The sequence below is a fragment of the Sinorhizobium sp. CCBAU 05631 genome (assembly GCF_002288505.1).
GTDB classification, from domain to species: domain Bacteria; phylum Pseudomonadota; class Alphaproteobacteria; order Rhizobiales; family Rhizobiaceae; genus Sinorhizobium; species Sinorhizobium fredii_C.
This window is the reverse complement of the sequence record NZ_CP023064.1, coordinates 113,403-137,535: the sequence shown is the minus strand read 5'-3', so window position 1 is coordinate 137,535 and position 24,133 is coordinate 113,403. Positions and strand designations below refer to the sequence as shown.

The window sequence follows — 24,133 nt, the reverse complement described above, 5'->3', positions numbered from 1 at the left end:
GACGACCCCGCGCGTCGCCTGAATGCTGGGTCAGGACCTCGGACAATAGCCTCCCTAGAAGGGCTTCGTTGGTTTATGCCACGGATAGGGCTCTGCAGTTTGACTGACCCCAACGCGCGAGAATGTAAACGATTTTCAGTCACCGCCGGGACGGAATGTGGCCCGTTAATCGAGATTGACGGAGGCAAGGCTTTTGTTCTCCGTGTGGACGTATTTGATCAAGCATAGCCTAGGAAACGACGACGGGCTTCCTGGACTGTCATTCAACCTTGCGACATTGCGAGGCATTGCCGGAATGCCGCCGTCGAGGAACGAGGAGGCACTGGCTGGGCATGGATTTCACATCGGGGCCAACCCATGGAGCGGCGCGACAAACAGAAGGCAAAAAAGCCCCAGGAACTGTGGCCAAGCAGATGCGTGTACCAGACCGTATGAGCACCAGCTTCAAAGGAAATGGGGCCGCCGATGCCGGCAGTTCCGTCGCCCTTATGGGCGGCGGAGACCGTCACTTTCCACGTGAGGCGCTCTTCAGGGCAGGCGACCGGTTCGTGGGCGCCTATCATCGCATCTGGCGAGAGGTCCTTTTCGCTACTGCTGAAATATTTCGGAGAGCCTGTGCGTACAGTCTGCCCGGGGCCGCCCCCAACGCCAGCCGGATAAACCGCTCCGGCACTTCTCAGGGTCTATAGCGCAGCCTCTTCCGTTCAAGCTGCGTTCATGCAAAACGCGCTATAAACCATTGAAAGACAAGACGATGGAGGTTCTAACAAAAGCTTGCAGGCACTCCAACTATGCCAGCCGGACAAAAAACCAGATACCGGTTGCGAGGATGATGCCTGCCTCCCTGGGAGTTGAAAAAGTGAAACGCGCCCTTTTGAAGATTGCTGCGACCGGTATGCTCTTGTTGACTCCGGCGATCGCTCAGGCGGCAGAAGGCTTCGCGACGACCAACGTCAACATGCGCGCCGGCCCAAGCACCGCATACCCGGCGATCACTGTGATTCCGGCCGGCGAATCCATCGAAATCTACGGTTGTCTTGCCGACGTGCCATGGTGCGACGTGGAGTTCTACGACGGCCGTGGCTGGGTGCACGGCCGATATATTCAGGCGCTTTATGAACAGCGCCGCGTTTATGTCGGGCCTCAATATTATCGCCGGCTCGGTATTCCCGTCGTTGTCTTCAGCTTCGGCAGCTATTGGGATCGTCACTACCGCGACCGCGACTTTTACCGCGACCGCGATCGCTGGCGCCGCGGACCGGACTTCTATCGCGGCCCGGATCGCCGTGCGCAACCATCGCCCAGCCGCAGACCTGAATTCGAGCCAAGGCCAGCTCCGCCCGCGGAATTCGACGAGAGATTGCAGCGGAGGCCCGATTTGAGTCGTCCCCCCGAAAGACGCCGGGACCTCGACGATCGCCCGGAGCGCCTTCCGGATTTCGATCGCGCCCCCAACCGCAGGCCTGATGTCGACAGGCAGCCGGACTTTGACCGTGATCTGCGCGGCGGCGATCGCAACCGTCGGAACTTCGAGCGTGGGGGCAATGATGGCGATCGCGTCATCCGCCGCGGCGACGACAATCGTGACCGCAGGGGTGGTGACAATGACCGCCGCAGACCGCAGCGACGTGTCTGCGAACCCGGCGAACCGGATTGCCCGGACTAACGTGGCCCCGTGCGGCAGAGATGCTGCCGCTCGACGGCCGGGGCTGCGCGATCCGGAACCCGTTCAAGGCCCAAGCGGGGCAGCCTCCATCTCATTGAAATATCGCAAATCACCGGCAGTTATAACATTTCAGCAGACCTAGTATAACCGCCGCGGGCCAGGAAACAGGTGCCGGCCATGACCCCGAGCAGCGACCGTCCCTGTTCCAGACGACGCCAAGCCCACTCATGAAGACGACGCCACCTCACATGTCTGCCGGTGATGAGCCGTGTCTCTCGACGGTGCTATTCCGCCCCTCGTTGCTTCCTAGCGTGGCCACAAAGATCGACTGTCGAAAGACCATTCTGCGCGTTCCTGGCCGTCTCGAAGCAGGCGCTGGATCGTCGCGCTGAAGCGGTCCAGCTTTGAGGCATAGTCCAGGTCACCCTCGAGTTCGACGACTCGGATCTTGATAGGTTTGTAAAGTTCGCCGAGGGATTCGACGAGAAGCGAGAAGCTCATTAATTTTCGTAATAAAGTACAATTCCTGACCGAGCGCCGGATTGCCAGACAGTCGTTCCGGCGGTCGAAATCTCCGGCCTTGACCGCGGCTCGAATTCACGCTGCTGCGGGTTGATCTGCACAACCCAGATTTCGTCCGGCCGCTCCGGCAACTCGGTGAATTCGCGCACAGGCGGATTGCAGCTGAAGAGCCCATCCCAAAAGAGAGAGCCATGAGCCTCGACCGCGCGGAAGAGCGGGGGACTGCGGCTGAGGCGATTAGCTCGCTCTTGCCCTCAAACCGCAAGCATTGCTGATGAGGACGCCTGGAGGCCGATCACAAGGCCCCAGGCTTTATGGGAATATTGAAAAAGAATCGCGTCTCATTCGGATTGGACGTGACATCCAAGCTGCCTCTATGGCTACTGATAATCTCGCGGGAGATATAAAGCCCCAACCCAAGTCCTTGAGTTCCGGTCTGCCCTCGGAAAAACGGTTGGAAAAGCCGCTCCTTTATGTCCTGACGGACCGGTTGGCCCTTATTGACGACAGAAATCGTAAGATCTTCTCCCGATACCACTGCATCGACTCGAATGGGCGCGTCCTTGGCACCGTGGCTCAGGGCATTTGCAAGAAGGTTAGAAACGACTTGAGCAATTCTTTCGCTATCGCAATAGACATGCTCCGGCAACGAGAGGCAGCTCTCAATCATTCGGCCCGGGTAGGCATTCCGAAGTTCCTCAATGACCTGCTCCAGGGCTGGACAAAGATCGCAACGCTGGATTTGCACAGCGATACCTGCACCACTCTTCAACCGAGCAAAGTCCAGCATGTCGTGGATCAACCTGAACATACGGGCAGTGCTGTTGCTCATCAGCGCAAGCACCCGGCGCGCCCTTTCGCTCTGCGGCTCCTTAGAAAGGATGTTAAGACCGGCGACAATTGATGACAGGGGATTTCTGAGGTCGTGGCCGAGTATCGCTACGAACTGCTCCCGGAGCCGAGCAATCTCCTGCTCGGCAATGAGACCCCGCTGCAACTGCAAGAGCTGCGTAACGCCTTCAGCGAGTTGCGTTTCCAAACCGCTGTTAAGACGCTCTAACTCTCGCTTCGCTCTATCAGCCGCATTGCGAGCGTCCAGCAGCTCTCGCTCGTACCGACGCCGCTCCGAAGCTTGGAACAGTGTCACGCGGGTAAACAGAAGGCTTCCGTCCGGTGCCTGGCGTTCGAGGGCATTCACGAGGACCGGGATTTGCTTCCCGCCAGGGCTGACCAGATCAAGAGCCACTTCGTTGAAAAAACCCTGCATACGCAAAAGTGGAGCGAAATGGGTCTCGTAAAAGATCTTGCCGGGGACGCTGAGCAGGTCATAAAAGCGCTCGCCGAGTAGATCGTGGCTGTTGGCGTCCAACCAGCGGCACAGAGTCTGGTTTACCTTGATGATGATGCCGTCAGCCCCTAAGGAAAGATAGCCGCACGGAGCATTCTCATAGAGGTCTTCTAAGTCCTCCATGAGCGCGTCTTTCTCGCCTCTGTCTTCCCGATCACACAAAATCCGTAATTGCCCTGATGACCTTGTCCGGTGCACTGAGATTGGGGCAATGACCTGTCGCGTCTATGACGACAATCTCCGCCTTTGGCAGAATATCCCTAACGTACTCGCCAACGCGCTGTTGAGCAATGACGTCCTCCTTACATTGGATTACTAACGTTCTCGCCATGACATTGGGAAGGTCGGCCCTGTTGTCAGAGGTGAACGTAACGCGAGCAAATGCCTTTGCTATCTCGGGATCGGTGCTGCAAAAGCTATTGACTAATTCATCTGATAGTTCCGGACGGTCGGGATTGCCCATGATCAGCGGACCCATCGCCGCCGACCAGCCCATGTGATTGTCATCCAGGAACTCAAGCAGTTCTTCAATCTGTTCCTTGGAAAAGCCTCCGACGTAATCACCATCATCGATATAGCGCGGTGATGGCCCAATCATGACCAAAGATTCGAAGAGTTCCGGAGCCTTCAGCCATGCGAGAGCGCCGATCATCGCGCTAACTGAGTGACCAACGAAAATGCCCCGGACGACGTTCAGCTCGCGGCCAATTTCGACAACATCGTCGGCATAGCCCGAAAGATCCGAGTACTTCGCTGGATCGTAGGCCTTAAGATCGGACTGACCGCAGCCAACATGGTCGAATAGGACCACTTTAAAATCCTGCTCGAAGGCAGGCGTGACGAAACGCCACATGTTCTGGTCACAGCCAAAGCCGTGAGCAAACACCATAGCCCGCTCACCGCCGCCACGAACGATCACGTTGTTCCGCTTCCAGATGGACATGAGACTTCCTTGCTGATGACGCAAAGCACAGGATCACGTGCGCACCTGCTATGCAGATAGTGCGGAAATGAGAATGTCCAAGATGCTGCTCGCCCTTTCAGCGTAGCGGCTATCTCCATCGCAAAGGGGCCGTATTCAGGTTGCGGGCCAGCGGCATGTGCCCTGCAGCCTAGAGCGTTCCAGACGATGCATTATGCGATCTTTTAAGCACCGAACGAGAACATCGTTCGTCAACGACGAACTTCGGCGACCCGAACCTGCGTGACATGAATGAGTGCCGCAAGTGATCAGAGCAGCCGTGTCAGAGCATTCGCATAGATCGGTTGGGGACGCGCGAGCCTCAATGAGGGGACAAAGTGCTCTCATCGATGTGGGCTGTGGCATATACCCGCCGTGCGATGATTGCGAGAAGAAGGAGCGTCACCGTTGCAACAACGCAGCATGTGGCAAAACCAAGTGAGAAGCCGCTCTTCGCTGTCTCCAGCCAGACAGCTGAAGCTGAACTTGGCATTGACTGAGCTGTTTCGACCGCGCCGGCAAGCGTCGCAGAAACGACCTCGGCTTGCACGGGATTGAGGCTGCTCAGGTCGGCGCCGTTCATCGCCATACGATAGATCAAGGTTGCCAAACTGCCCAGCACCGCGATTCCCAATGCGCCTCCAAATTCTGCGCTCGTCTCCGATATAGCCGAAGCCGAGCCTGCCCGTTCGGGCGGTGCAGTCCCCACGATCAAGCCGGTCGTGGTGAGAATGACGGGGACGAAGCCGAAGCCGATGATCATGCTGGAGCCAAGGATGCCTATCAAGCTCTCGGCGTAAGCGGCGACAGCCATAGCGGCGGCTCCCGCTGCATTGATCAACAGCCCGCCGAGCACGGTTCTGACGGGTCCGAAGCGGTTGGTGAAACGGTAGGCTTGAAAGGACATGACTGCGAAGACGAAGGCCGATGGCGCAGACCAAAGTGCAGCCTCTAATGGTGACAGACTGAGCACAAGCTGGAGGAAGAGGTTCTGAAACAGAAAGACGCCAAAGACGAAGAAAACACCGGCGAGGTTTACCATCAGCGATGCCGTGAAGGCTGGCACCCGGAAGAGGGCGAGGTCGACCAACGGGTCGCTGAGGCGCCGCTGGCGCCGAACAAACAGAAGGCCCACCAGAAGCCCCAGTCCGACATGTACGAGTTGGGCAAACTGAAAGCCGTCGGCAGCCATATGCTTGACGCCGTAGATGATCGGCAGAACTGTCGCGAGCGAAAGCACCACACTCAGCAGGTCCAATCGGCCAGCATCGTTATTCCTGTATTCCGGCAACAGAAACGGGGCGACGGCCAGAAGCAAGAGCATGACCGGTACGTTGATCAGAAACACGGATCCCCAGTGGAAGTACTGTAGCAGAATTCCGCCGATGAGGGGGCCGACAAGGCCACCCAGAGCAAAGGCCGTGCCCCAGATGCTGATCGCCCTGTTTCGCTCCGCCTCGTTTTTGAAGAGATTGACGATGAGCGACAGCGTGGACGGCGCGATCGTCGCACCGGCGATACCAAGCAGAGCCCTTGCCAGAATGAGTTGCCCCGCGGTGTTTGCGAACGCGGCGAAGGCAGATGCGACGCCGAACCCAAAGGCGCCCATCAGCAAGACCCGCCGACGGCCGATCCGATCTCCCAGGGTTCCCATTGTCACGAGAAAGCCAGCGACCATGAAGCCATAGATGTCGTTTATCCAGAGCAGTTGCGATGCGGACGGATCGAGGTCCGCGACGATCGCCGGCACGGCGAGGAACAGAACCGACAGGTCCATCGAGTAAATCAGGCATGCGATCGACAAAACGCCCAGGCCAACCCACTCGCGGCGGCTTGCCTGTTCGGGCGTGTGAATAGTCTCGGCCATGGTCGTCTCCCGGGCCGGCGGAGATTTCCCCGAATCGCGTTAGTTGGCAAGCATCAATTTGCGAAGACGACCAGCGCTCGATCGCAATAACGCCAGCCACAATGACGCGCCGTCGCCGATCAGATACGGCTGAAGGTGCCCCATCATGGATGACGCCGAGCCCGAGATGCTGGCTCTACATCGCGCCAAGCTGCACTCGACGGTTACAAATCCGTCACAGTGAGATCAAGCGGCGTGAGTTTTCCTTTCAGAAGTAAGCAGCAATTTCCTGCGGCGTCGGGGGCCTCATAGGCCGCATTGAACCCTGTCTCACTTCCTGGCGAAGATACCGTCGCTATCTTCGGGCAAGGACCTTTCGGCTTGAAACCAAATTGGCGTCGGCATGGTCGTTGTCACCATCGATACCCTCAGAGGTTTGAGGCTGAGCCACCAGAGTGCACACTGTCCGCCTTTTTGTTTGCCTCCGCTTCCAGATCGATGTCGTCGTGAACATTAAAACTGCGTTTCTGCACTATCTTGCCTATCGCCTTCGCGATGTACTCTACGAGAAATGGCTCTACACCGCCTCGATCCTCGTACTGTACCACGTGTTGCAACTCATGATACATAAGCCTCTTTCCATCCGGTTCTCTCAGATCAATTTCGTGGGGGAAATAGATCTGGTATCCAATAGTTATAGCTTGGCCATGAACCGTAAAGATATTTGTAGCGTAGCGTACATGATCGAGGTCTATGCTGGGAAATTTGCCACGGATCTGATCAGAAAACTCGGAAGGAAGAGATTGCCACCGACCAGTTGCCTGGTGCGCGAGAGAAGAGCGATAGGCATCAACGATGGGCCGCACAGCCTCATAGGTCAGTTGGCAGCTTCCAAACGCGGAAATGAGGCATCTAGAGCAATTCTCGTCGGAATCGCACGCTGCAATAGCGGAGCCAGGATAGCTTAGGATCACGGCGACTAGTGTGAACTTGGTAAACATAGCAATCCCTCCACTAAGCTGGAGAAACGGCTAATTTAGCAAGAATGGCAGAACGACGGCAAGAAGCGGAAGATCGGAATGTCGCTGACGGCGGAGGGCCCGGCCTCAACCACGCGGTGGATGGCGGAGATTGAGCTTCCATGAGAAGCTCATCTCAGCCCTTCGGGAAAGCGATATGGCTGCAGACGAGCGTCTGCTGGCCGAGGAGGACACAGAAACGTTCATCGCTGAGCGGCGCGCGAATTTGGACGGAGGTTCACGCTAAATCGTTGTGCTGGAAGTCGATCCGGAGCAGAAATGGGGCTCAAAGATGCATAGTAGTTGCTCTCAACATGCCGTCGGAAGGAACCCTTTAGAACCCGACGACAGCGGTTCCACCACCTGTACTTCAAGCGGCAAATCGCGAGCTGAGAACGTCCGAGTGCTATAGCTGATTCTCTCAGTTTGTGGTTTTACGGTCTGCGCTCGCGGCCGTATTGTTGGCGCCGTCGCTGTTGAGCGCGTTTATTCGAAACACCGGCGTTCCGAGCGTCAGTTGCAGGTTTCCGCCTCTTCCGGTGACGCAAAGCCGCCGCTGATGCGGGGACGACGATATTAGAAACCTGTTCCGTCAGGCACCGGAACAGGTTCGCATCAACAGCGCTTGGATGCTTTAGGTCTTGTCGACAGCGTTTTTAACTGCGTCCTTTAGCTTTCCCTTGGCTTGCTGGGCACCGCCCTTTGCCTCTTGCGCCGCCCCCTTGGCGCGGAGCGAGCCGTTGTCGGTTGCTTTGCCCGCGGCCTTCTTGGCCTTACCAGCGAGCTCATTGGCCTTGCCGGCCACTTTGTCCTTTGCACTGCCCATGCGGGGTCTCCCGATTTGGAGGACGCGACTTGCGCCCCCACAGGCGCTCGAACGAGCGGCTCGGCGCTTTGTTCCCATTTGATCTGGATCAGGCGGCACGCATCAGCACCAGGCTCCTCCAGCCGTAAGCTTGGGTTTTACCGATATCCACGCCCTTCACCTGGAATCCGAAGGGGTCAGCTCCACGATCCAACTTGCGCCTGCGGGTTCGGGAAGCCTAAATCCAACCGGCCCATCATCGGATTGAAGAGGATCAGGACTTCGTTCCGCGTGGTGGCCAAAGGACCGAGGGGCTGGCGGTTGCCGCGACTATTGTGAGGCTTGGTATTACCGCATGCGACTCGCTCACGATGCCGTTCCACTCGATACATTATGCGATCTTTTTAGCCCAGAACGTGAGCATCCTCGCAACAAGCCGCGCACGCACAGGGCGCGTGAAGAAGGGCTCCTTCGACCCTAGAGGAACGTCGATCACCAAACAGAAAGATCAGCAACAGAAGAGAACCGAAGACAAAGCTGCACCTGTCCAAGCGCCGTAACTCAACCTGCGCAGCGACCGAAACTCCTCTGCAACGAAGAAGCTGCCGAAGCGACTGGACTTGCGTCCCTGCCGTTCCTCCCAACTAAGGTCCTGATCTGCTGCTCGATTGATCAGGCCGCCGGTCGCCTGATCGCCATGATGTTTGCATAACGAGCGACGGCGAAGCTTACGAGAAATGCAAAGACACAAGCCCACACTATTAATTGCAAGAGGAATGGTTGACCTTCCATCTTGAGCGTCATGCCCTGATCCTGCGGTTCCAGACAATTTTGGGCCATTCAATAGCTGGAAGTGTTAAATTCCGCTTCCCACATCCTACCGCGACGTTAGTGAACACGAACAAGCGACCCGAATCGGTCACCGCTGCACGTCGGCAACGACGCGAAAGGCGCGGAGAGGGGTCGTTCGTTGCGGGCAATACGTAGAACCGTAGTCGCGCTACCTGCCGCCGCCCGTCCGCGCGATGTCATCTACCTATCCCTGGGCACATCCGTGCGCGATCAGCGACACTCCGCCATACTTTTGTGCTGACACAGTCCGCGCGTGCGAAGGTGTTTGCTTCTGCCGGCCTTCCAGTGCCGTCGACATGCCAGCCGCTTCACGTTCACAGGAGCCATTTGTCCGATGCAGCCCCTTCGACACCCTATGCCCTGGTGCTGGCGCAGGCGTTTCTGCTCGCCGTCTTTTGCGCTGCGCGACACCGCGTCTGCGGTAGAGCCTGTTCTAACCGGGTGGAAGCATCAACATGCGAACTCTTTGGCTCCTACGACTCAAAGAATCACCGTTGATGGCGAACTGGCTGACGCGGACTCCAGGACCGTGCACGCCGATTTGGAGGCGGACAACCATCGAGTAATGCAGAGGTCGCTGCTATTGTGCTTTTTCCACTTGCCCGCGGATCTCTCCATCCGGGAATTTTTCGGTATGGATGTTGAGATACCACTTTCCGGCCTGCAGATCCGCTACGTGCGCGTCCGTGATTTCGGCAGATCCGGAGGCAATGGCTTTGGAGATGTCGACCACCGGGCCGGCATTCTCGCCCACACCGGCCGGACCATGAAAATGCGCGGCCGTGGGTTGCCCGGTCAGGCCGCTGGAGGTCACAGTCCAGGTGAGCTTTTTGGTGGCTGTGTCCAGGGTAATGTCGCCCGTACCCTTGGCGGCGCTGTCGTTAGACGGCACCTCACTCGATCCTTGCAGATTAGCCGTGAATTTCAATGTCTCAGCAAAAACGGGGCTCCCGGCCATGATGGCGATTACCGCGAGGGCGCTGAGGAGATAATTCTTGCGGATAGATATCATTGTGCATCCTCCCAAAAGGTGTATTGCAGGCTGCCTCTCAACTCGCGAGAACGGATTGGGTTCCGATCACGGCACCCTCTCTCCAGACATCATCAAGGGACGGTCACGGAGCGTGGGGAACGGCGCACGAGCGAAAACCCACAAAGATGGGTGCGGTCGCGGCCGAGGCAAGATCGAGCGGAAATGGGACGGACGATGAGTACAGGGAGGAAATTACGTGTAAGCGCGGCTTTCGGGCCTATGTCGGGGTGCTCTCGATATCGAGACGATCGGTTTACCGACTTGTGGCTTGGCTTTCAGATGTACAATAGTTCAGTTCAGATTTCGCCGAAGTCAGCCTTTTCAGTAAAGCGGCCATTTGGGGCCTTAGGGTCGGACTTCCGCTCACGACCCTTCCGAGACGATCGATGCGATGCCCCTTTCGGGAGCCGACTGTGCATCCGTCGCCTTGAAGGGATTCGAACCAACGGCATGTCAAGCGGATCACCTAAGTGATTGAAAATCTCCGTCATGAGACGCAAGGGCGATTTGGACCCCTTTCGACGTTGCTAACGTTTACGACGCTGTCGCTAACCGCCTTCGCTGCCGCAACTTCGGCCAAAGGATCAGCCCGCTCACTAGTGCGAGGTTCACGACATTCCACAGGAAGCCATGCAGGAAGGCCAAGCGGTAGGATCCGGTCGCGTCGAAGATGTAGCCAGCGGCAAGACCTCCGCAGGCCATGCCGAGCACCGTCGCCATCAGCACCAGGCTGATGCGGATTCCTGCCTCGCGTGGCGGGAGGAATTGGCGAATGATCACCGCATACATCGGCACGATGCCACCTTGGAACAGCCCGAACAGACCGGAAATCACATACAACGAGGATTGGCTGTCGAAGAACATATAGAGAAGCAGCGCCACGGCTTGCATGGAGGAGCCGAGGATGAGCATTGGGCCAGCCCCGATCCGGTCCGCGACCACGCCGGAGGCGAGACGGCTGACGACACCGAGGCCAAGCATCAGCGAAACGATCTGCGTGCCGACGGCGACACCATAACCGAGATCGCCGCAATAGGCGACGAGATGGACCTGCGGCATCGACATCGCCATGCAGCAGGCAAAACCCGCGACGACAAGAATGCTCTGCAGCACGTTCGGTTTGAGGCCGAGTTCGTTGCGCGCCGCTTCGGTCGCAGCCTCCGCCTCCGCGAAGGCGGCGGTCTCCAGGCGCCGCCTTAGCAAAAGGCCGATCGGCACCATCACCAGGGGGACGAACAGCCCGATGCCGATATGGGTGGCGCGCCAGCCCTGCGTCGTCTGGAAATGCTCGATGACAAGTGGCCACACCGCACCGGAAAGATAGCTGCCCGAGGCGGCAAAGGTGACGGCGAGCGCTCGCCGCTTGCGGAACCAGTGGGAAAGATCGGAGATCAACGGCGAGAAGCCGGCGGCGGAGCCGAGGCCGATCACGGCGGAAATCGCGGCGAACTGCAAGATGTTGCTGGCGAAGGCCGCAGCCACATAGCCGACACCCAGCAGAGCCGCGCCGATCAGCACAGGCGCCACGATGCCTGCCCGGTCGGCCAGCCGCCCCATTGCCACGCCGCCCAAGGCGAAGCCCAGCATCGTGGAGGTATAGGGTAAGGATGCGCCGCCGCGCAGTGTGTCGAATTCGAGTTGGAGGGTCGGCAGCACCACCACGACAGACCAGTTGCCGACGCAGGCAACAGTACCGAGAACAAGCGTGAGCACCAGCCGTAGCCAAGCATAGCCTGAATCAACGCCGCCGGTTTGAAGGTCATTAGGCGCGCTCATCTACTCTTCCAAATCTGCTGCCCCGGGCCTGCCTTCAACCCAGTTTGCACGGGCATGCAAGCGAAATGCGGCCAAGCTAGCCGAGGTTGCCGTCGGCGACCACATACTATCGAGTCTGAAGTTGCATCTTTTTTTCAGCTGACATCAGCGTTTCCGGTTCGCTCGGGACATGTCGTTGCCTCTCGGAGATCGCTTTGAGCTTTTGGACGTCGTCATCGTCTGCCGCGCGCGACGGAGTCGGCCTCACATTTCCGAAGTATTTTTTGTCTAATCCGCCGTAGCTCAGGCCATCCGATAGCTTCGTGAGGCGCATTTGAAACATCTTCGCACCGACGACGAGCTCGATCGGATTGTTGCCGTGATTGAATAGCTTGATCGAAAAGCACCCCCGGAATCCGGGCTGGACCATTGTGCTCACCGAGATACCGAGACGGGTGTAGCTGCTCCGGGTCAGGACATCCGCATAGAAATCGCTAGGCAACGCGATGTATTCCAACGTCGTCGTCAGCACGACTTGGTCCGGATACAGAATGAAGCGTTCACCGAGTTCTCGCCGCGTGGGCTGAAAATAGGTGGATATCGGTCTGAAGCGCTCATCGTCGCGGGCCACACAATATAGAGCCGCCGGGTGACAATCGAGACGAGAAAATCGTATCCGAGCCTCAGATCGACAGTCATCTCTCCGATCTGCTTGTCATCAAGCAAGGGTTCCATCCCGAGGCGAAGGCCGTCTGTGCGAGAGAGGCGCTCAAGTATCTCACTCTTGATCGCTGAGGCACCTCGTTCCAAAGGCTGCGGATCGAAGCGTTTCGGATCGACTTCTCAGTGAGGTCATTCACAATCCCATGGAAGAACAAGTCACGTGAAGACGAGGCCAGCAAGCTTTGATGGGGCTTTGGGGCGACAGCGCTCTGCGCAGTCGACTCTCCGTTGGCGCTCTTACCACGTTCTCGACGCTTGACCCGCGGTTTGCCATGCGACTTTGTGCTTGCCGCGCTTCTGGGAACCAATGAATTCACTTCGGCACCTGAATGGTCGACCTGATGACGCGCAGTTGTGTGAGCCGCTTCAGCAACAATCGCCTGTTTTGGCGCCTGCGCGACATCGTCATCGCCTTTCGCCTTATCCTCCGATGCCATCGACGCGTGATCAATCGAGACCTCCTCATCAGGAGCAGGTGGGCCGGCAGCGACCCTCAAACTCAGCCGCAGTGCGGGCGTATGCTCCGCTTCGCTCTCCAAAGCCTTGGAATCGGCGCTATTCCCGATCGAACTCTGTTGCGCGTTCGCCGACGGTCGCCGCGACGTCAGTTGGGCCAGGAATTTCCGCGGTGTTTTCATAATCCCACCTTGAGCAAGCCGAGCAGCTATTGTTTCCGGCCGGTCATCTTTGTGACCGGGATAGGTTCGAAGCCTGTTTTCGCCCGAGCGAAAGACGGGTTAACAAAGCCGCCTATCGGCAGAGGCGCCCTTCAACACCTTATCACGACGAGCGCGGAATCCATGGCAAACCTCATGTGATTTGCAAAGTTTGCACCTTCGTTCAGGACCGAGCCCTCACTTTCTTGTTAACTGCTGCCACTCTAGGGTGTTGAAAAGGTGCCAGTGCGCGCCATTTCGCCTCTGAAACACGGATCATATCCCGGCTCGCTGCTGCGGAGCCGATATCGGCAACGCGCTTTCTGCCACCGTCATGTGAGGCGCTATCAGAAACCGCAACTGAGATCATCGGAGTAGCATTTGACTTTCGGCGCCGATCTCGAGGTCCTCCTCAACGCAATCCCGCTACCCATTATTGTCAAGGACGAGCAGTTTCGCTTCCGCTTCCTCAACGAGGCGGCTTGCGCGCTGGTTGGTCGAAGATCGGGCGACCTGATCGGCTGCACGGATTACGACATTCGGCCGGCGGCGGAAGCGGATCGGATCCGCGCGATCGATAAGCGCGTGCTTTGTACCGGAGGATCGGTCGAGGAAGATATCGCCCAAGCGGGAGGAGAGCTGAGGTCTCTTTTGATCCGGACATGCCGAGCCGAGCTGACGCGAACGGACTCGAGCGAAAAGATCATAGTCGCGGCGATCCTGGATGTCACCGAACAGCGAAGAGTGGAGGCAGAGCTTCAGGCTAGCCAGGAGCATTATCGCTCGCTTGTGGAACTGCATCCGCAGGTGCCTTGGACGGCAGATCCATCGGGACAGGTTCTGGAGATGGGTCCGCGATGGGAAAATACCGGCTTTGCCGCAAAGGAAGCTCTCGCAGGGGGATGGGCAAAGGCGATGCACCCCGACGACCTGAACGACGTTCAGCGAGAGTGGTCGAAATCGCTCAAGACCGGAGAGCCGCTCGATATCGAGTTCCGCCTGGCGGCCGCGGAGGGCGGCTACAGTTGGTTCCGCGGTCGTGCCGCCGCCCGCAGGACCGAAGACGGAAGCATCCGTCGATGGTACGGCACAGTCGAGAACATCGATGATCGTCGCAAAATGTTCGAAGCCCTGAAGGAGAGCGAGGCCCGTTTCAGGGCAATCGCCGACGACGCGCCGGTGATGATCTGGGCGACTGGCGAAGACGGCGAAGACGACTACCACAGCCGGCTCTGGCTCGAGACGACCGGCCAGACCGCCGAACAGGCGGCCGGAAAAGGCTGGTTGAATGCCGTCCATCCCGATGACCGGAACGCTGTCGATCGAGCCTTTTACGAGGCCTTCCACCGCCGCAAGCCCGTCCAGATGGAATATCGTCTGAAACGCGCCGGCGGAGGCTCGGCCTGGATCATCGACATAGGACAACCGCGCTTTGCAACGGACGGCAAGTTTCTCGGCTTCGTCGGCATTGCGCTCGACATCACCGAACGCCGTAACGCGGAACAGGAGCGATTGCTGGCGCAGAAGCAAATTCATCACATGGCGCGCCACGATGCGCTGACCGGCTTGCCGAACCGTCAGTTCCTGCGCGAGGAGTTCGAGCGCCTGTCGGACAAGATCGCCCCGGGGACGAGAATCGCAGTTCTCTGCCTTGACCTCGATGGCTTTAAGGCGGTCAACGACGCCTATGGTCGCGCTACCGGCGACCTGCTGTTGCGCCGTGTGGCTGAACGGCTACAAAACTGTCTTAGGCAATCCGACATCCTCTGTCGCTTGGGTGGCGGCGAATTTGTCGTCTTGCGCGTTGGGATCAATAGCGATGCTGAGGCCCGTTTGCTGGCCCAGCAGCTGATCGATGTCATCGAAGTACCGTATGAACTCGCCGGCACGCATGTCGATCTTGGGGTTATTGTCGGACTTGCGGCTGCTCCGAAGAGTGGCCAGCCGGTCGACGAACTGATCAAGGCTGCAGACGTGGCGCTCGACCGGGCCAAGTCCGACGGGCGTGGCACATATGTCCAGTATGAGCCTGGAATCGATGCGCATCTGCAGGCGGTGCAGCAAATGCGAGTTTCACTGCGACAGGCGCTCGAAAACGGCGATCTGGAAGTCCACTACCAGCCGCTCGTCAACCTTCATACAGGCGAGATTACGACATTTGAGGCGCTGGCGCGCTGGCCACATCCGCAAAGAGACCAGGTGTCGCCGGCCGAGTTCATTCCTGTTGCCGAGGAAACCGGCCTGATTGGTCCGCTTGGCGAGTGGATCCTTCGTCAGGCTTGTACCGAAGCGGTCAAGTGGCCCTCCCATATCGGTGTGGCTGTCAACCTTTCACCGCTGCAATTCAGAAACCGGCGCCTCGCCGCGAGCGTGTGCAGCATTTTGGATGAGACGGGCCTGGATGCCTCGCGCCTGCAGCTGGAGATCACCGAGACGGTGTTGCTCGACGACTGCGACGGCAATCTTCAGACACTGAAGGCGATCCGACGACTCGGCGTAAAGATTGCAATTGACGATTTCGGGACCGGCTTCTCCTCGCTTGGTTATCTCAGAACCTTTCCGTTCGATAAAATCAAGGTCGACCGCAGTTTCATCACCGATCTCCCGGAAGGTCGGGAGTCCCTGGCAATTGTTCGAGCGGTTGCCGCGATCGGCCGCTCACTCGGCATCGTAACGACGGTAGAAGGCGTGGAGCGCAAGAACCAGTTCGACCTGATCAAGGCAGAAGGCTTTGATGAGGCGCAGGGTTACCTGATCGCACGCCCCCTGCCCGGTCCGCAGGCACTGGAGCTCGCTCATTCCGCCCGCGCCGGGATGTTCACGACCGAGCAGGGATGACCCAAGGAACGCTTCTGTCGTTAGCTACCGTCTCGAGCGCAACCGATGCCGGTTAGTATCGCGGGGTTGTGGCCATGCGCACAGCAGGGCCGGGATGGCCAAGATCACATCGGTTATGCCGCAGGACCTTCTTCCCTATATTGCCCAACCCGCCGTCGGCATCAAAACGGATGCCGTTAGCGGTGATGTGACACTCGACACGCGGCCGCTCAGGCTGGCGATCCGGGAAGGCCGCAAGCTTGAGATCGACTATCGCGCGGCGAATGGGGCGGTCACCAGCCGCATCGTCTGGCCTGTGCTTCTCGGCTATGCCGATACGCACAGCCTCTTGATCGCGTGGTGCCAATCGAAACAAGCCTTCCGTCATTTCCGCACCGAACGTATCCTCAAAGTCGAGATCCTCGATGAGCCCATAGGCATGTCCAGGAGCAAGCTGAGGCAGCAATGGCAGCAATGGCAGCAACGGCGCGATGCCGAAATGCAGAAATATTTACCCTGCCAGGGCACCCGCTGATCTACGGCTCGCGATAGAGGACCATCCCTGCGTGATGCAGCACGCCATCGATGAAGTTACCATCGGCAGTGAAGCCGGTGTCGTCCCGATATTCAATGTGCTCGCCGGTTACCTCATACCGGCCTTGATAGGCGCTCTTACGGTTTCCCCGCGCCTCGTCGTAACGGCCGTTCGGCAACAGTTCGTGACGGATAAAGCCGTCGGCGGTCACCCACATGCCAATAAAGAGGTGCATCTGATTGTTGCGGCGACGACATCCCCAGAGCGCGGCGAGGCGACGAAATCCTCCCCTCTGCCTCTCTGCGATGGGTGGAGAAGCGTCAAAAGGGCGTCTTTGAAGTCCCCGCCGTGGCCATCGTGCAGTTTTGGAGACCGGCCTTCCGAGTCATGGCCGTTGTGCTTGGCACTGAACCATATCAAACCACTTGAAAGCGGCGAACGATCACCGAGATTGTCTTCCTTTCGTCCCGCTGAACAAAAGAACCGAGGGATGGCCCGCCGCCCCAGGCTTCGGACCAGGAATAGCGAAGAGCCGTCAGAATAACATAAAGTCGCTCGTCGAAAGTGTCGTGACGTTCTGCAGGATGGCGACGAGCTGAGGGTCGGCGTCGGTGCCGGATCCATCCGCATCGAACCAGAGGCGGCCATTGTCCGTCTCGAAAAGGAGTGTGGCCTTCCCGCTCGTGGCGGCCGGATCCGTCCCGGTCACGAGCGTCACGCCCGTGTCGCCCGCTGCGATGCCGAAGCCGACGCGTTCGATCACGAGCTTATCCAAGCCGCGGGTGAAGTCGGTAATGACATCGCCCTCGCCATCGAAGCCATCCTGATCAAATACGAAGCGATCGTTGCCGGCACCGCCGGTCAGCCAGTCGTCGCCCTTGCCGCCAACCAGCGTGTCGTTGCCGGCGCGGCCATCGAGCAAGTCGTCGCCCTTCCCGCCATGAAGGATGTTGCCACTCGCGTCGCCGCGGATCTCGTCGTCGAGTCCACTGCCTTTGATGATCTCGAAATTCCTGACCATGAGGCCGAGCGCCACGCCCCTGTTCGCCGCCTGGTCCTGGAGATCGAGAACGACCGACGACGAACCGTCGCCGAAGGTGAGCGTGTCGAGACCGGTGCCGCCGTCGAACACATCCTTGCCCGATTGATCATCGCGGATGAGAAGGTCGTCGCCGGCATCCCCGAAGAGCTGATCGTCGCCAGCGCCGTCGCGGAGCGTGTCGTTCCCGCCTCCGCCGTGCAGAATGTCGTCGCCGTTGTTACCCTTGAACGTGTCGCCGAGATTACCGCCGCTCACCCTGTCGCGGCCGCTGCCGCCCGAAAACTCGAGCGCTTCGAAGCCGTTGAACCATGTCCCCGTGTCGACAATGACCGCTGCGCCGGAAAACGTGAAGTGGGTGTCCCGCGTCTGACCCGTGAGATCGAGGTTCAGCACGTCAGTTCCGGCACCGCCGTCGGCCTTGTCGCCGATGCCGATATAGACCGTGTCATTGCCGTCCTCGGCATAGATCACGTCCTTGCCCTCGGTACCGGCGAGGCCCGCGCCGCGGATGATGTCATTGCCCGCGCCGCCCCTCAATCTGTCGTTGCCGGCACCACCCGATATCGTATCGTCGCCGGCGCCGCCATTGAGGGCGTCGTTGTTGCCGCCGCCGATCAATTCGTCATTGAGGCTGCCGCCGACGAAGTTGTCGCTTCCTGCGCCGCCGAAGAGTTGGACGCGCTCGACATTCCGGACAAAGACCGGGGCGTTGGTGGCGGTCACGTCGGCCGAGAGAGCAAAATCGACATTCGACAAAGTCCCGCTGAAGTCGATGCTTGCGACATCTATTCCGGCCCCACCGTCAAGATCGAGGACTCCGTTTGAGGAGGTGCTCGCGAAACTGTCGTTTCCAGCCCCAAGATCGACGCTGTTGTTGCTGGCGCCGCTCGTGCCATCCGCGACGGAGACCTTGTCATCGCCGTCCCCGGCGCTGATCGTGTTCGAGCCGTCCAGGTCAGTGATCACATCGTCGCCGGCGCCGGACATCAGCGTGTCGTCGCCGTCGCCACCATTCAGCCTGTCCGCCGCATTGCCGCCAATGAGCGTGTCGTTGCCGCCATTGCCGTTAAACCACACGGTTCCAGCCGAGCCCACGGAGGTGACCAGGTCGCCGCCCCTGCCGAACTCGACCCTGTAGCGTTCGAAATTCGTGACACTCGTTCCATCGGAAAGCGTGGCGGTACTGCCGCTCACCGAAAAGCTTTGAGCTGTTGTGGAGGAGCTGCGGTCGATTGATATCCAATCCGTTCCCGTGCCGCCGTCGGCCTGCTCGGCGCCGCCTGCGCCAAGATCTATCTCATCATTACCGCTGCCGCCGGTGACCTTGTCCGTTCCATTCCCCGCTCTGACGATGTCATCCCCGGCGCCGACAACGAGCGTATCGTCTCCGTCCCAGGAAAAGACGATGTCATTACCGTCGCCGGTGACGATGTTGTTCGCGTCGGAACCGGCGGCGAAGATCGAATAATGCTCGATGCCGGAGATCGTCGTTCCCCCGCCGAGCGTATTGACTTCGGACGCCGCCTTGGCTGTGAAGTCGCCGGTGAAGTTACTGACTTCCAGGCGATCGCTGCCAGCCGACCCCATGATCTGGTCCATGCCCTGGCCATAGGTGAAGATCAACCAGTCGTCGCCGTCGCCGCCATCCATGGTGTCGTCGCCAAGGTTGCCCAAGAGGACATCATTGCCCGCCCCCCCTTGGAGAATATCCGCACCGTCGCCGCCGAAGAGCAGGTCCCTGCCGCGGCCGCCCGAGAGAAGGTCGTTACCGGCGTCGCCCATGAGCTGATCTTGCTCATCGCCTCCATAAAGTTTGTCGTCGTCGTCACCGCCGTAAAGCCAGTCATTTCCGGTATCACCGAAGAGGACGTCAGTACCGGTCTCCCCGAAGAGGCGGTCGGCACCAGAACCGCCAGCGAGCATGTCGGCGCCGGTGCCGCCCGTCAGCGAATCGTCGCCACCGCCGCCCGAAAGCTCGTCATTGCCGACGCCTCCCCAGAAAACATCTCCATAGGCGCCGCCGGTTATCAGATCGTCGTAACCGGTCCCCGTGATTACAAAGGACTCGACATTGCTTATCTGCATGCCGCCGACGAGGGTCTGGACGGAAGCCCAATCCTGGATAACGATGTCGAGCCCGGCACCATACGCCGAATAATTGAGGCCGATCGTGTCCGTGCCGGAGCCGCCGTCGACTATGTCACCGAAAATCTCGTCGACACCGCTCGCGACGATCGAATCCCGACCGCTACCGCCGTTGAGCTTGTCCTTGCCCGCCTCGCCCGTCAGCACATCGTTGCCGCTGTCGCCATTCAGCGTATCGTCACCGTCGCCGCCGTAGAGTTCGTCCCGCTGAAATGAACCACTGACGTGGTCATTGTCCTCCTGGCCCCAGGCCGTATCGCCGCCCATGCCGCCATTGATGACGTCGGCACCCGTATAGCCGACGATGACGTCGGCCTCTCGGTCGCTGCCGATCAGCGTATCGTCGCCGAGCGTACCCAAAATCGTTCCCATGCGTCTCTCCTGGATAACGGAAGGAGCGTGCTATCCTTCCGCTCGCATTTATTGTCCCTCTCCGGGAGCGTTTCCTGCTCGTGGCGGAACAGGAAACCTTGGATCCGGTTCAATCCTGCCGCCTCCCTCCCGCGAGGACCCGCCCCGGCGATCGCGGGACGGGCTCATCGCGAACTCTTAGCGAAACCGCGTCAGGCGAGGAGGAAGTCGCCGGTCGAGAGCGTCGTGACGCCCTTGAGGATCGCGACCAGTTCGAGGTCCGCCTCGGTTCCCTTGCCATCGGCATCGAACCACAGCCGGCCGTTGTCGCTTTCGAACAGGAAGGTTCCCTTCGTGCCGGTCGCCACCGGATTGGCGCCGACGACGAGCGTCACCGTCGCGTCGGCCGCGGCAATGCCGTAGTCGCTGCGGTCGATCGAGAGCTTGTCCTGGCCGCGGGTGAAGTCGGTGATGACGTCGCCCTCGCCGTCGCGGCCGGAGCGGTCGAAGACGAAGACGTCGTTGCCGGCGCCGCCGGTCAGCCAGTCGTCGCCGGCGCCGCCGTTCAGCCGGTCGACGCCGCCGCGGCCGTCGAGGACGTCGTCGGCGCCGCCGCCGTTGAGCGTGTTTCCGGCCGCGTCGCCGCGGATGACGTCGTCATTGGCGCTGCCGTTGACGATCTCGAAGTTCTTGACCGTCAGCCCCTGCGCCATGCCGCGGTTCAGCGCCTGGTTCGCAAGATCGAGCACGATCGAGATGTCGCTGGCGGGCCCGAAGGAGAGCGTGTCGGTGCCGGTGCCGCCATCGAAGACGTCGGTGCCGCTGAACACGGTCCGGGTCAGCGTGTCGTTGCCGGCATCGCCGAACAGATTGTCGCTGCCGGCGCCGTCGACGATGACGTCGCTGCCGTCGCCGCCCTTCAGCGTGTCGTTGCCGCCATTGCCCTCCAGCCGGTCGCCGAGGGCGCCGCCGGTAACGGTGTCCTTGCCGGCGCTGCCGAAGTAGTTCAGCACCTCGAAGGCCTTGAACGAGGTCGCCGCATCGACGGTGGCGCTGCCGGTCGCGAAGCTGAAGGAAATGTCCTTCGTCTGGTTGCGCGCATCGAGGCTCAGCGTGTCGGTGCCGGTGCCGCCATCGGCAAGGTCGCCGATGCCGGCATGGACGCGGTCGTTGCCGTCCTCGCCGTAGATCTTGTCGAGGCCGCCATACTCGTTCGCACTGTCGCCATGGAGCGTGTCGTCGCCTAGGCCGCCCTTCAGCGTGTCGTTGCCGAGGTTGCCGACGAGCACGTCCTTGCCGGCGCCACCGGTCAGGCTGTCGTGGCCGCCTCTGCCGTAAAGCTCGTCGTTCAAGCCGCCGCCGACGAAGACGTCATTGCCGCTGCCGCCGAAAAGCGCCACCCGCTCGATGTTCTTGACCGTGACCGGCGCGTTGGCGACGGTGACGGAGGGTGACAGGGTGAAGCTGGTCCCGGCGGTGTACTTGCCGAAGTCGATCGAGGCGAAGTCGGTGCCGGTGCCGCCGTCGAGGTTGAGCTTGCCGGTCGAGGCGCTCCGCTTGAAGCTGTCGTTGCCGACCCCGAGATTGACCGTATTGTTCGCAGCCAGGCCGTCCTTGCCGTCGCCGACGGAGACGCCGTCATCGCCGTCCCCGGCATTGATGCTATTGCTGCCGCCGAAGTCGACGATGCTGTCGTTGCCCGCCCCGGAGGACAGATCGTCGTTGCCGCGGCCGCCGTCAAGCGTGTCTCCGCCAGCCGTTCCGATCAGCGTGTCGTTGCCGGCATAGCCGTAGACGGCGACGCCCTGAGCACTTCCGACCGTCTTGACGACGTCGCTGCCGGAGCCGAAATGCACCGTGTAGCGCTCGAAGTTCTTGAGCGTGGTGCCGTCGGAAAGCGTTGCGTCCGCCCCCGTCGCCGAGAAGGTCAAGCCCGCCGTCGCCGACCTCCGGTCGACGCTGACGCGGTCGCTTCCAAGGCCACCATCGGCCTTGTCGGCTCCGCCTTCGCCGAGTTCCACCCGGTCGTTGCCGTCGCCGGCAAGGACGCTGTCCTTACCCGCGCCGGCCTTCACGTGATCGTCGCCGGCGCCCGCATTGACGCTGTCGTCACCGGCGCCGCTGTCGATGATATCGTTGCCGGAAAGGGTCGTGATGCTGTTGGCGCCCGTGCCGGTCGAGGTGATGGTGTAGTTCTCGATGCCGATGAAGGTCGTGCCGTCGGCGAGCGTGTTGGTGAGGGTCACGGCCTTGGCGGTGAAATTGCCAATGAGGTCGACGAGTTCGAGGCGATCGTTGCCGCCTGCATCGGTGATCGTGTCCTTGCCTTCGCCGAGACGATGCCTGATCGTTTCGTTGCCGGCGCCGCCCTCGATCATATCGTCGCCGGCACCGCCGTCGAGATAGTCGTTGCCATTGCCCCCGTTCAGGGTATCGACGCCAGCATCGCCGTTGAGCCAGTCATCGCCGTCCTCGCCGAGAAGCGTGTCATTGCCGGCGCCGCCTTTAACGAAGTCCGATCCATTGCCGCCGCGCGCCTCGTCATCACCGATGCCGCCGTCAAGGTAGTCGCTTCCTTGATCGCCATAAAGGAGATCGTTGCCGTCATCGCCGCTGATGCTATCCGAGCCGTAACCACCCCTGAGCGTGTCGAGGCCGAGACCGCCCGCCAGGACGTCGACCCCGCGGCCGCCCGTCAGCTTGTCGTCGCCGGCGCCGCCCGTCAGCATGTCCATGTAGTTGCCGCCGGTGATCGTGTCGGCAAGCTCGGTGCCGGTGATGCTGAAGGCTTCGACATTGGTCGCCTGGATGTTGCCGGTGAGCGCCTGCGGCGTGATCCAGTCGCGGATCGTGATCGTCACGCCCGCCGCGAGATCGGAATAATCGACAATCAGACGATCGGTGCCAGAGCCGCCGTCGACGATGTCGCCGATTCCGGAGAACGGCACTTCCGACATGATCGTATCCTGGCCGGAGCCGCCATTGATGTCGTCGCTGCCTTCGCCGCCATCAAGGAAGTCGTTGCCGCTGTCGCCGTTCAGCGTGTCTTCACCGGTATCGCCGAAGAGGACGTCGCCCTGAAATGATCCGCTGAGCGTGTCGTTTCCGCCCATGCCGAAGATGTTGTCGGCGCCGAAATCGCCATTCAGCGTATCGGCACCATCGCTACCCGGTATCATTGCCATTCGTGCCTCCTGAGTATGTGTTGGCATAGAGGCTTCGTTCGCCGGCACGCGGAGGCGCGGCGTCGAAGCGGATTAGATTCTTTAAATTGCTGCCGCGGATGACAGATGGCGGCAGCTTTCTTTGAGATCCGTCTCTCCAGCGGGTCTCGATAATGGCCTTGTCACCTTGGTTGTGGGATGAACTTGGCCCCTCTCACTATGGTTATGAGACACACCGTTCGAGGTCGAACCGCCCGCCGGACCGTCAGCGGAAGGCATAGTCGGCCGGGACCATTTGCGTTTCGATGACGAGCTTCACCTCGTCCCCCAGTTCCGGAATGGCGAAGCCGAGGCCCCATTCGCTGCGGCGGATCGTGCCGGTGGCCGAGAAGCCGAGTTTGGCAGTCTTCATGATAGGATGCTGCGCCATGGATCCGTTGAAGGTCACGTTGAGGGAAGCGGGATGCGTCTGGTCCCGGAAGGTCAGCATGCCTTCCACTATCCCGGTCCTTCCGCCGGTGATCCGTATCGTACTGGAGACGAACCGGATCTGCTTACCGGCCAGGAAGTCCGGGTTACCGCCGATCTTCGCGTCGAAGTCGACCAGGTCCGGCCAGGGATAGTCGGTCCGCACCGACATCGGGTCGATCTCGACCGTCAGCTTGGAGGCTTCCGGCTTGATCGGGTTCCAATCCAGTCGCGCATCCACGCCGGTGAAGCGGGCGGTGTAGTTCGACAGGCCGGAATGGTTGAACGACCAGAGTAGGCTCGAATGCGACGGGTCGGTCTTGTAGGCTCCGGCGGGGGCCTGCTCATCGAGACCTGCGGCACCGGCGAGAGCCGTGCTCAGTGCGAAGCCGATCCAGAATGCGGCTATGCGAAGCATGGATGTT

15 protein-coding genes and 1 pseudogene are annotated in these 24,133 nt (G+C 60.0%); 3 read left to right on the top strand and 13 right to left on the bottom strand.

Annotation, left to right across the window (positions count from 1 at the left end; genetic code table 11):
• Window positions 1-859 precede the first annotated feature (859 nt).
• Window positions 860-1,666, top strand: coding sequence for an SH3 domain-containing protein (locus tag SS05631_RS20085; protein ID WP_095678054.1), 807 nt, complete (start codon window positions 860-862; stop codon window positions 1,664-1,666).
• Between the two features lie 306 nt (window positions 1,667-1,972).
• Here the strand turns inward: SS05631_RS20085 and SS05631_RS31975 are convergent, their stop codons facing one another.
• The 9 genes from SS05631_RS31975 to SS05631_RS20040 all read right to left on the bottom strand — a co-directional run bounded on the left by SS05631_RS31975 (window position 1,973) and on the right by SS05631_RS20040 (window position 12,438).
• Window positions 1,973-2,167, bottom strand: coding sequence for a hypothetical protein (locus tag SS05631_RS31975; protein ID WP_050988289.1), 195 nt, complete (start codon window positions 2,165-2,167; stop codon window positions 1,973-1,975).
• A gap of 316 nt (window positions 2,168-2,483) precedes the next feature.
• On the bottom strand, window positions 2,484-3,659 hold the full coding sequence (locus SS05631_RS20075) for a PAS domain-containing sensor histidine kinase (protein ID WP_037421670.1): 1,176 nt from the start codon (window positions 3,657-3,659) through the stop codon (window positions 2,484-2,486).
• 31 nt (window positions 3,660-3,690) lie between these two features.
• Window positions 3,691-4,479, bottom strand: coding sequence for an alpha/beta hydrolase (locus SS05631_RS20070; protein WP_037421668.1), 789 nt, complete (start codon window positions 4,477-4,479; stop codon window positions 3,691-3,693).
• Between the two features lie 340 nt (window positions 4,480-4,819).
• Complete coding sequence (locus SS05631_RS20065; RefSeq protein ID WP_037421665.1) at window positions 4,820-6,364, bottom strand: MFS transporter; 1,545 nt, start codon at window positions 6,362-6,364, stop codon at window positions 4,820-4,822.
• A 407-nt stretch (window positions 6,365-6,771) separates the two neighbouring features.
• Window positions 6,772-7,344: a DUF4157 domain-containing protein gene (locus tag SS05631_RS20060; protein ID WP_037421662.1), complete on the bottom strand. Its 573-nt coding sequence runs from the start codon at window positions 7,342-7,344 to the stop codon at window positions 6,772-6,774.
• A 652-nt stretch (window positions 7,345-7,996) separates the two neighbouring features.
• Window positions 7,997-8,188 (bottom strand): CsbD family protein, encoded by a 192-nt coding sequence (locus SS05631_RS20055; RefSeq protein ID WP_037421659.1) that lies wholly within the window; start codon window positions 8,186-8,188, stop codon window positions 7,997-7,999.
• Window positions 8,189-9,599: 1,411 nt separating this feature from the next.
• Window positions 9,600-10,031: a CHRD domain-containing protein gene (locus SS05631_RS20050; protein ID WP_037421656.1), complete on the bottom strand. Its 432-nt coding sequence runs from the start codon at window positions 10,029-10,031 to the stop codon at window positions 9,600-9,602.
• Window positions 10,032-10,586: 555 nt separating this feature from the next.
• Entirely contained in the window at window positions 10,587-11,828 is a 1,242-nt protein-coding gene (locus tag SS05631_RS20045; RefSeq protein ID WP_037421653.1) for an MFS transporter, read from the bottom strand.
• Window positions 11,829-11,934: 106 nt separating this feature from the next.
• Window positions 11,935-12,438 (bottom strand): dCTP deaminase, encoded by a 504-nt coding sequence (locus tag SS05631_RS20040; RefSeq protein ID WP_202947948.1) that lies wholly within the window; start codon window positions 12,436-12,438, stop codon window positions 11,935-11,937.
• Between the two features lie 1,129 nt (window positions 12,439-13,567).
• On the opposite strand from SS05631_RS20040, the gene SS05631_RS20030 reads away from it, so the two are divergent.
• Window positions 13,568-16,024, top strand: coding sequence for an EAL domain-containing protein (locus SS05631_RS20030; RefSeq protein ID WP_037421650.1), 2,457 nt, complete (start codon window positions 13,568-13,570; stop codon window positions 16,022-16,024).
• Window positions 16,025-16,118: 94 nt separating this feature from the next.
• Window positions 16,119-16,538: pseudogene (locus SS05631_RS20025) on the top strand (WYL domain-containing protein); the annotation flags it as partial.
• Between the two features lies 1 nt (window position 16,539).
• Here the strand turns inward: SS05631_RS20025 and SS05631_RS20020 are convergent.
• The 4 genes from SS05631_RS20020 to SS05631_RS20005 form a co-directional block, all read right to left on the bottom strand.
• Window positions 16,540-16,773 carry an Atu4866 domain-containing protein gene (locus tag SS05631_RS20020; RefSeq protein WP_037421648.1) on the bottom strand — a complete coding sequence of 78 codons (234 nt, stop codon included), beginning with the start codon at window positions 16,771-16,773 and terminating at the stop codon, window positions 16,540-16,542.
• A gap of 300 nt (window positions 16,774-17,073) precedes the next feature.
• Entirely contained in the window at window positions 17,074-20,097 is a 3,024-nt protein-coding gene (locus SS05631_RS20015) for a calcium-binding protein (RefSeq protein ID WP_050988288.1), read from the bottom strand.
• 191 nt (window positions 20,098-20,288) lie between these two features.
• Complete coding sequence (locus SS05631_RS20010; protein ID WP_037421646.1) at window positions 20,289-23,261, bottom strand: calcium-binding protein; 2,973 nt, start codon at window positions 23,259-23,261, stop codon at window positions 20,289-20,291.
• Between the two features lie 244 nt (window positions 23,262-23,505).
• Window positions 23,506-24,126, bottom strand: coding sequence for a YceI family protein (locus SS05631_RS20005; protein WP_037421643.1), 621 nt, complete (start codon window positions 24,124-24,126; stop codon window positions 23,506-23,508).
• Window positions 24,127-24,133: the final 7 nt, after the last annotated feature.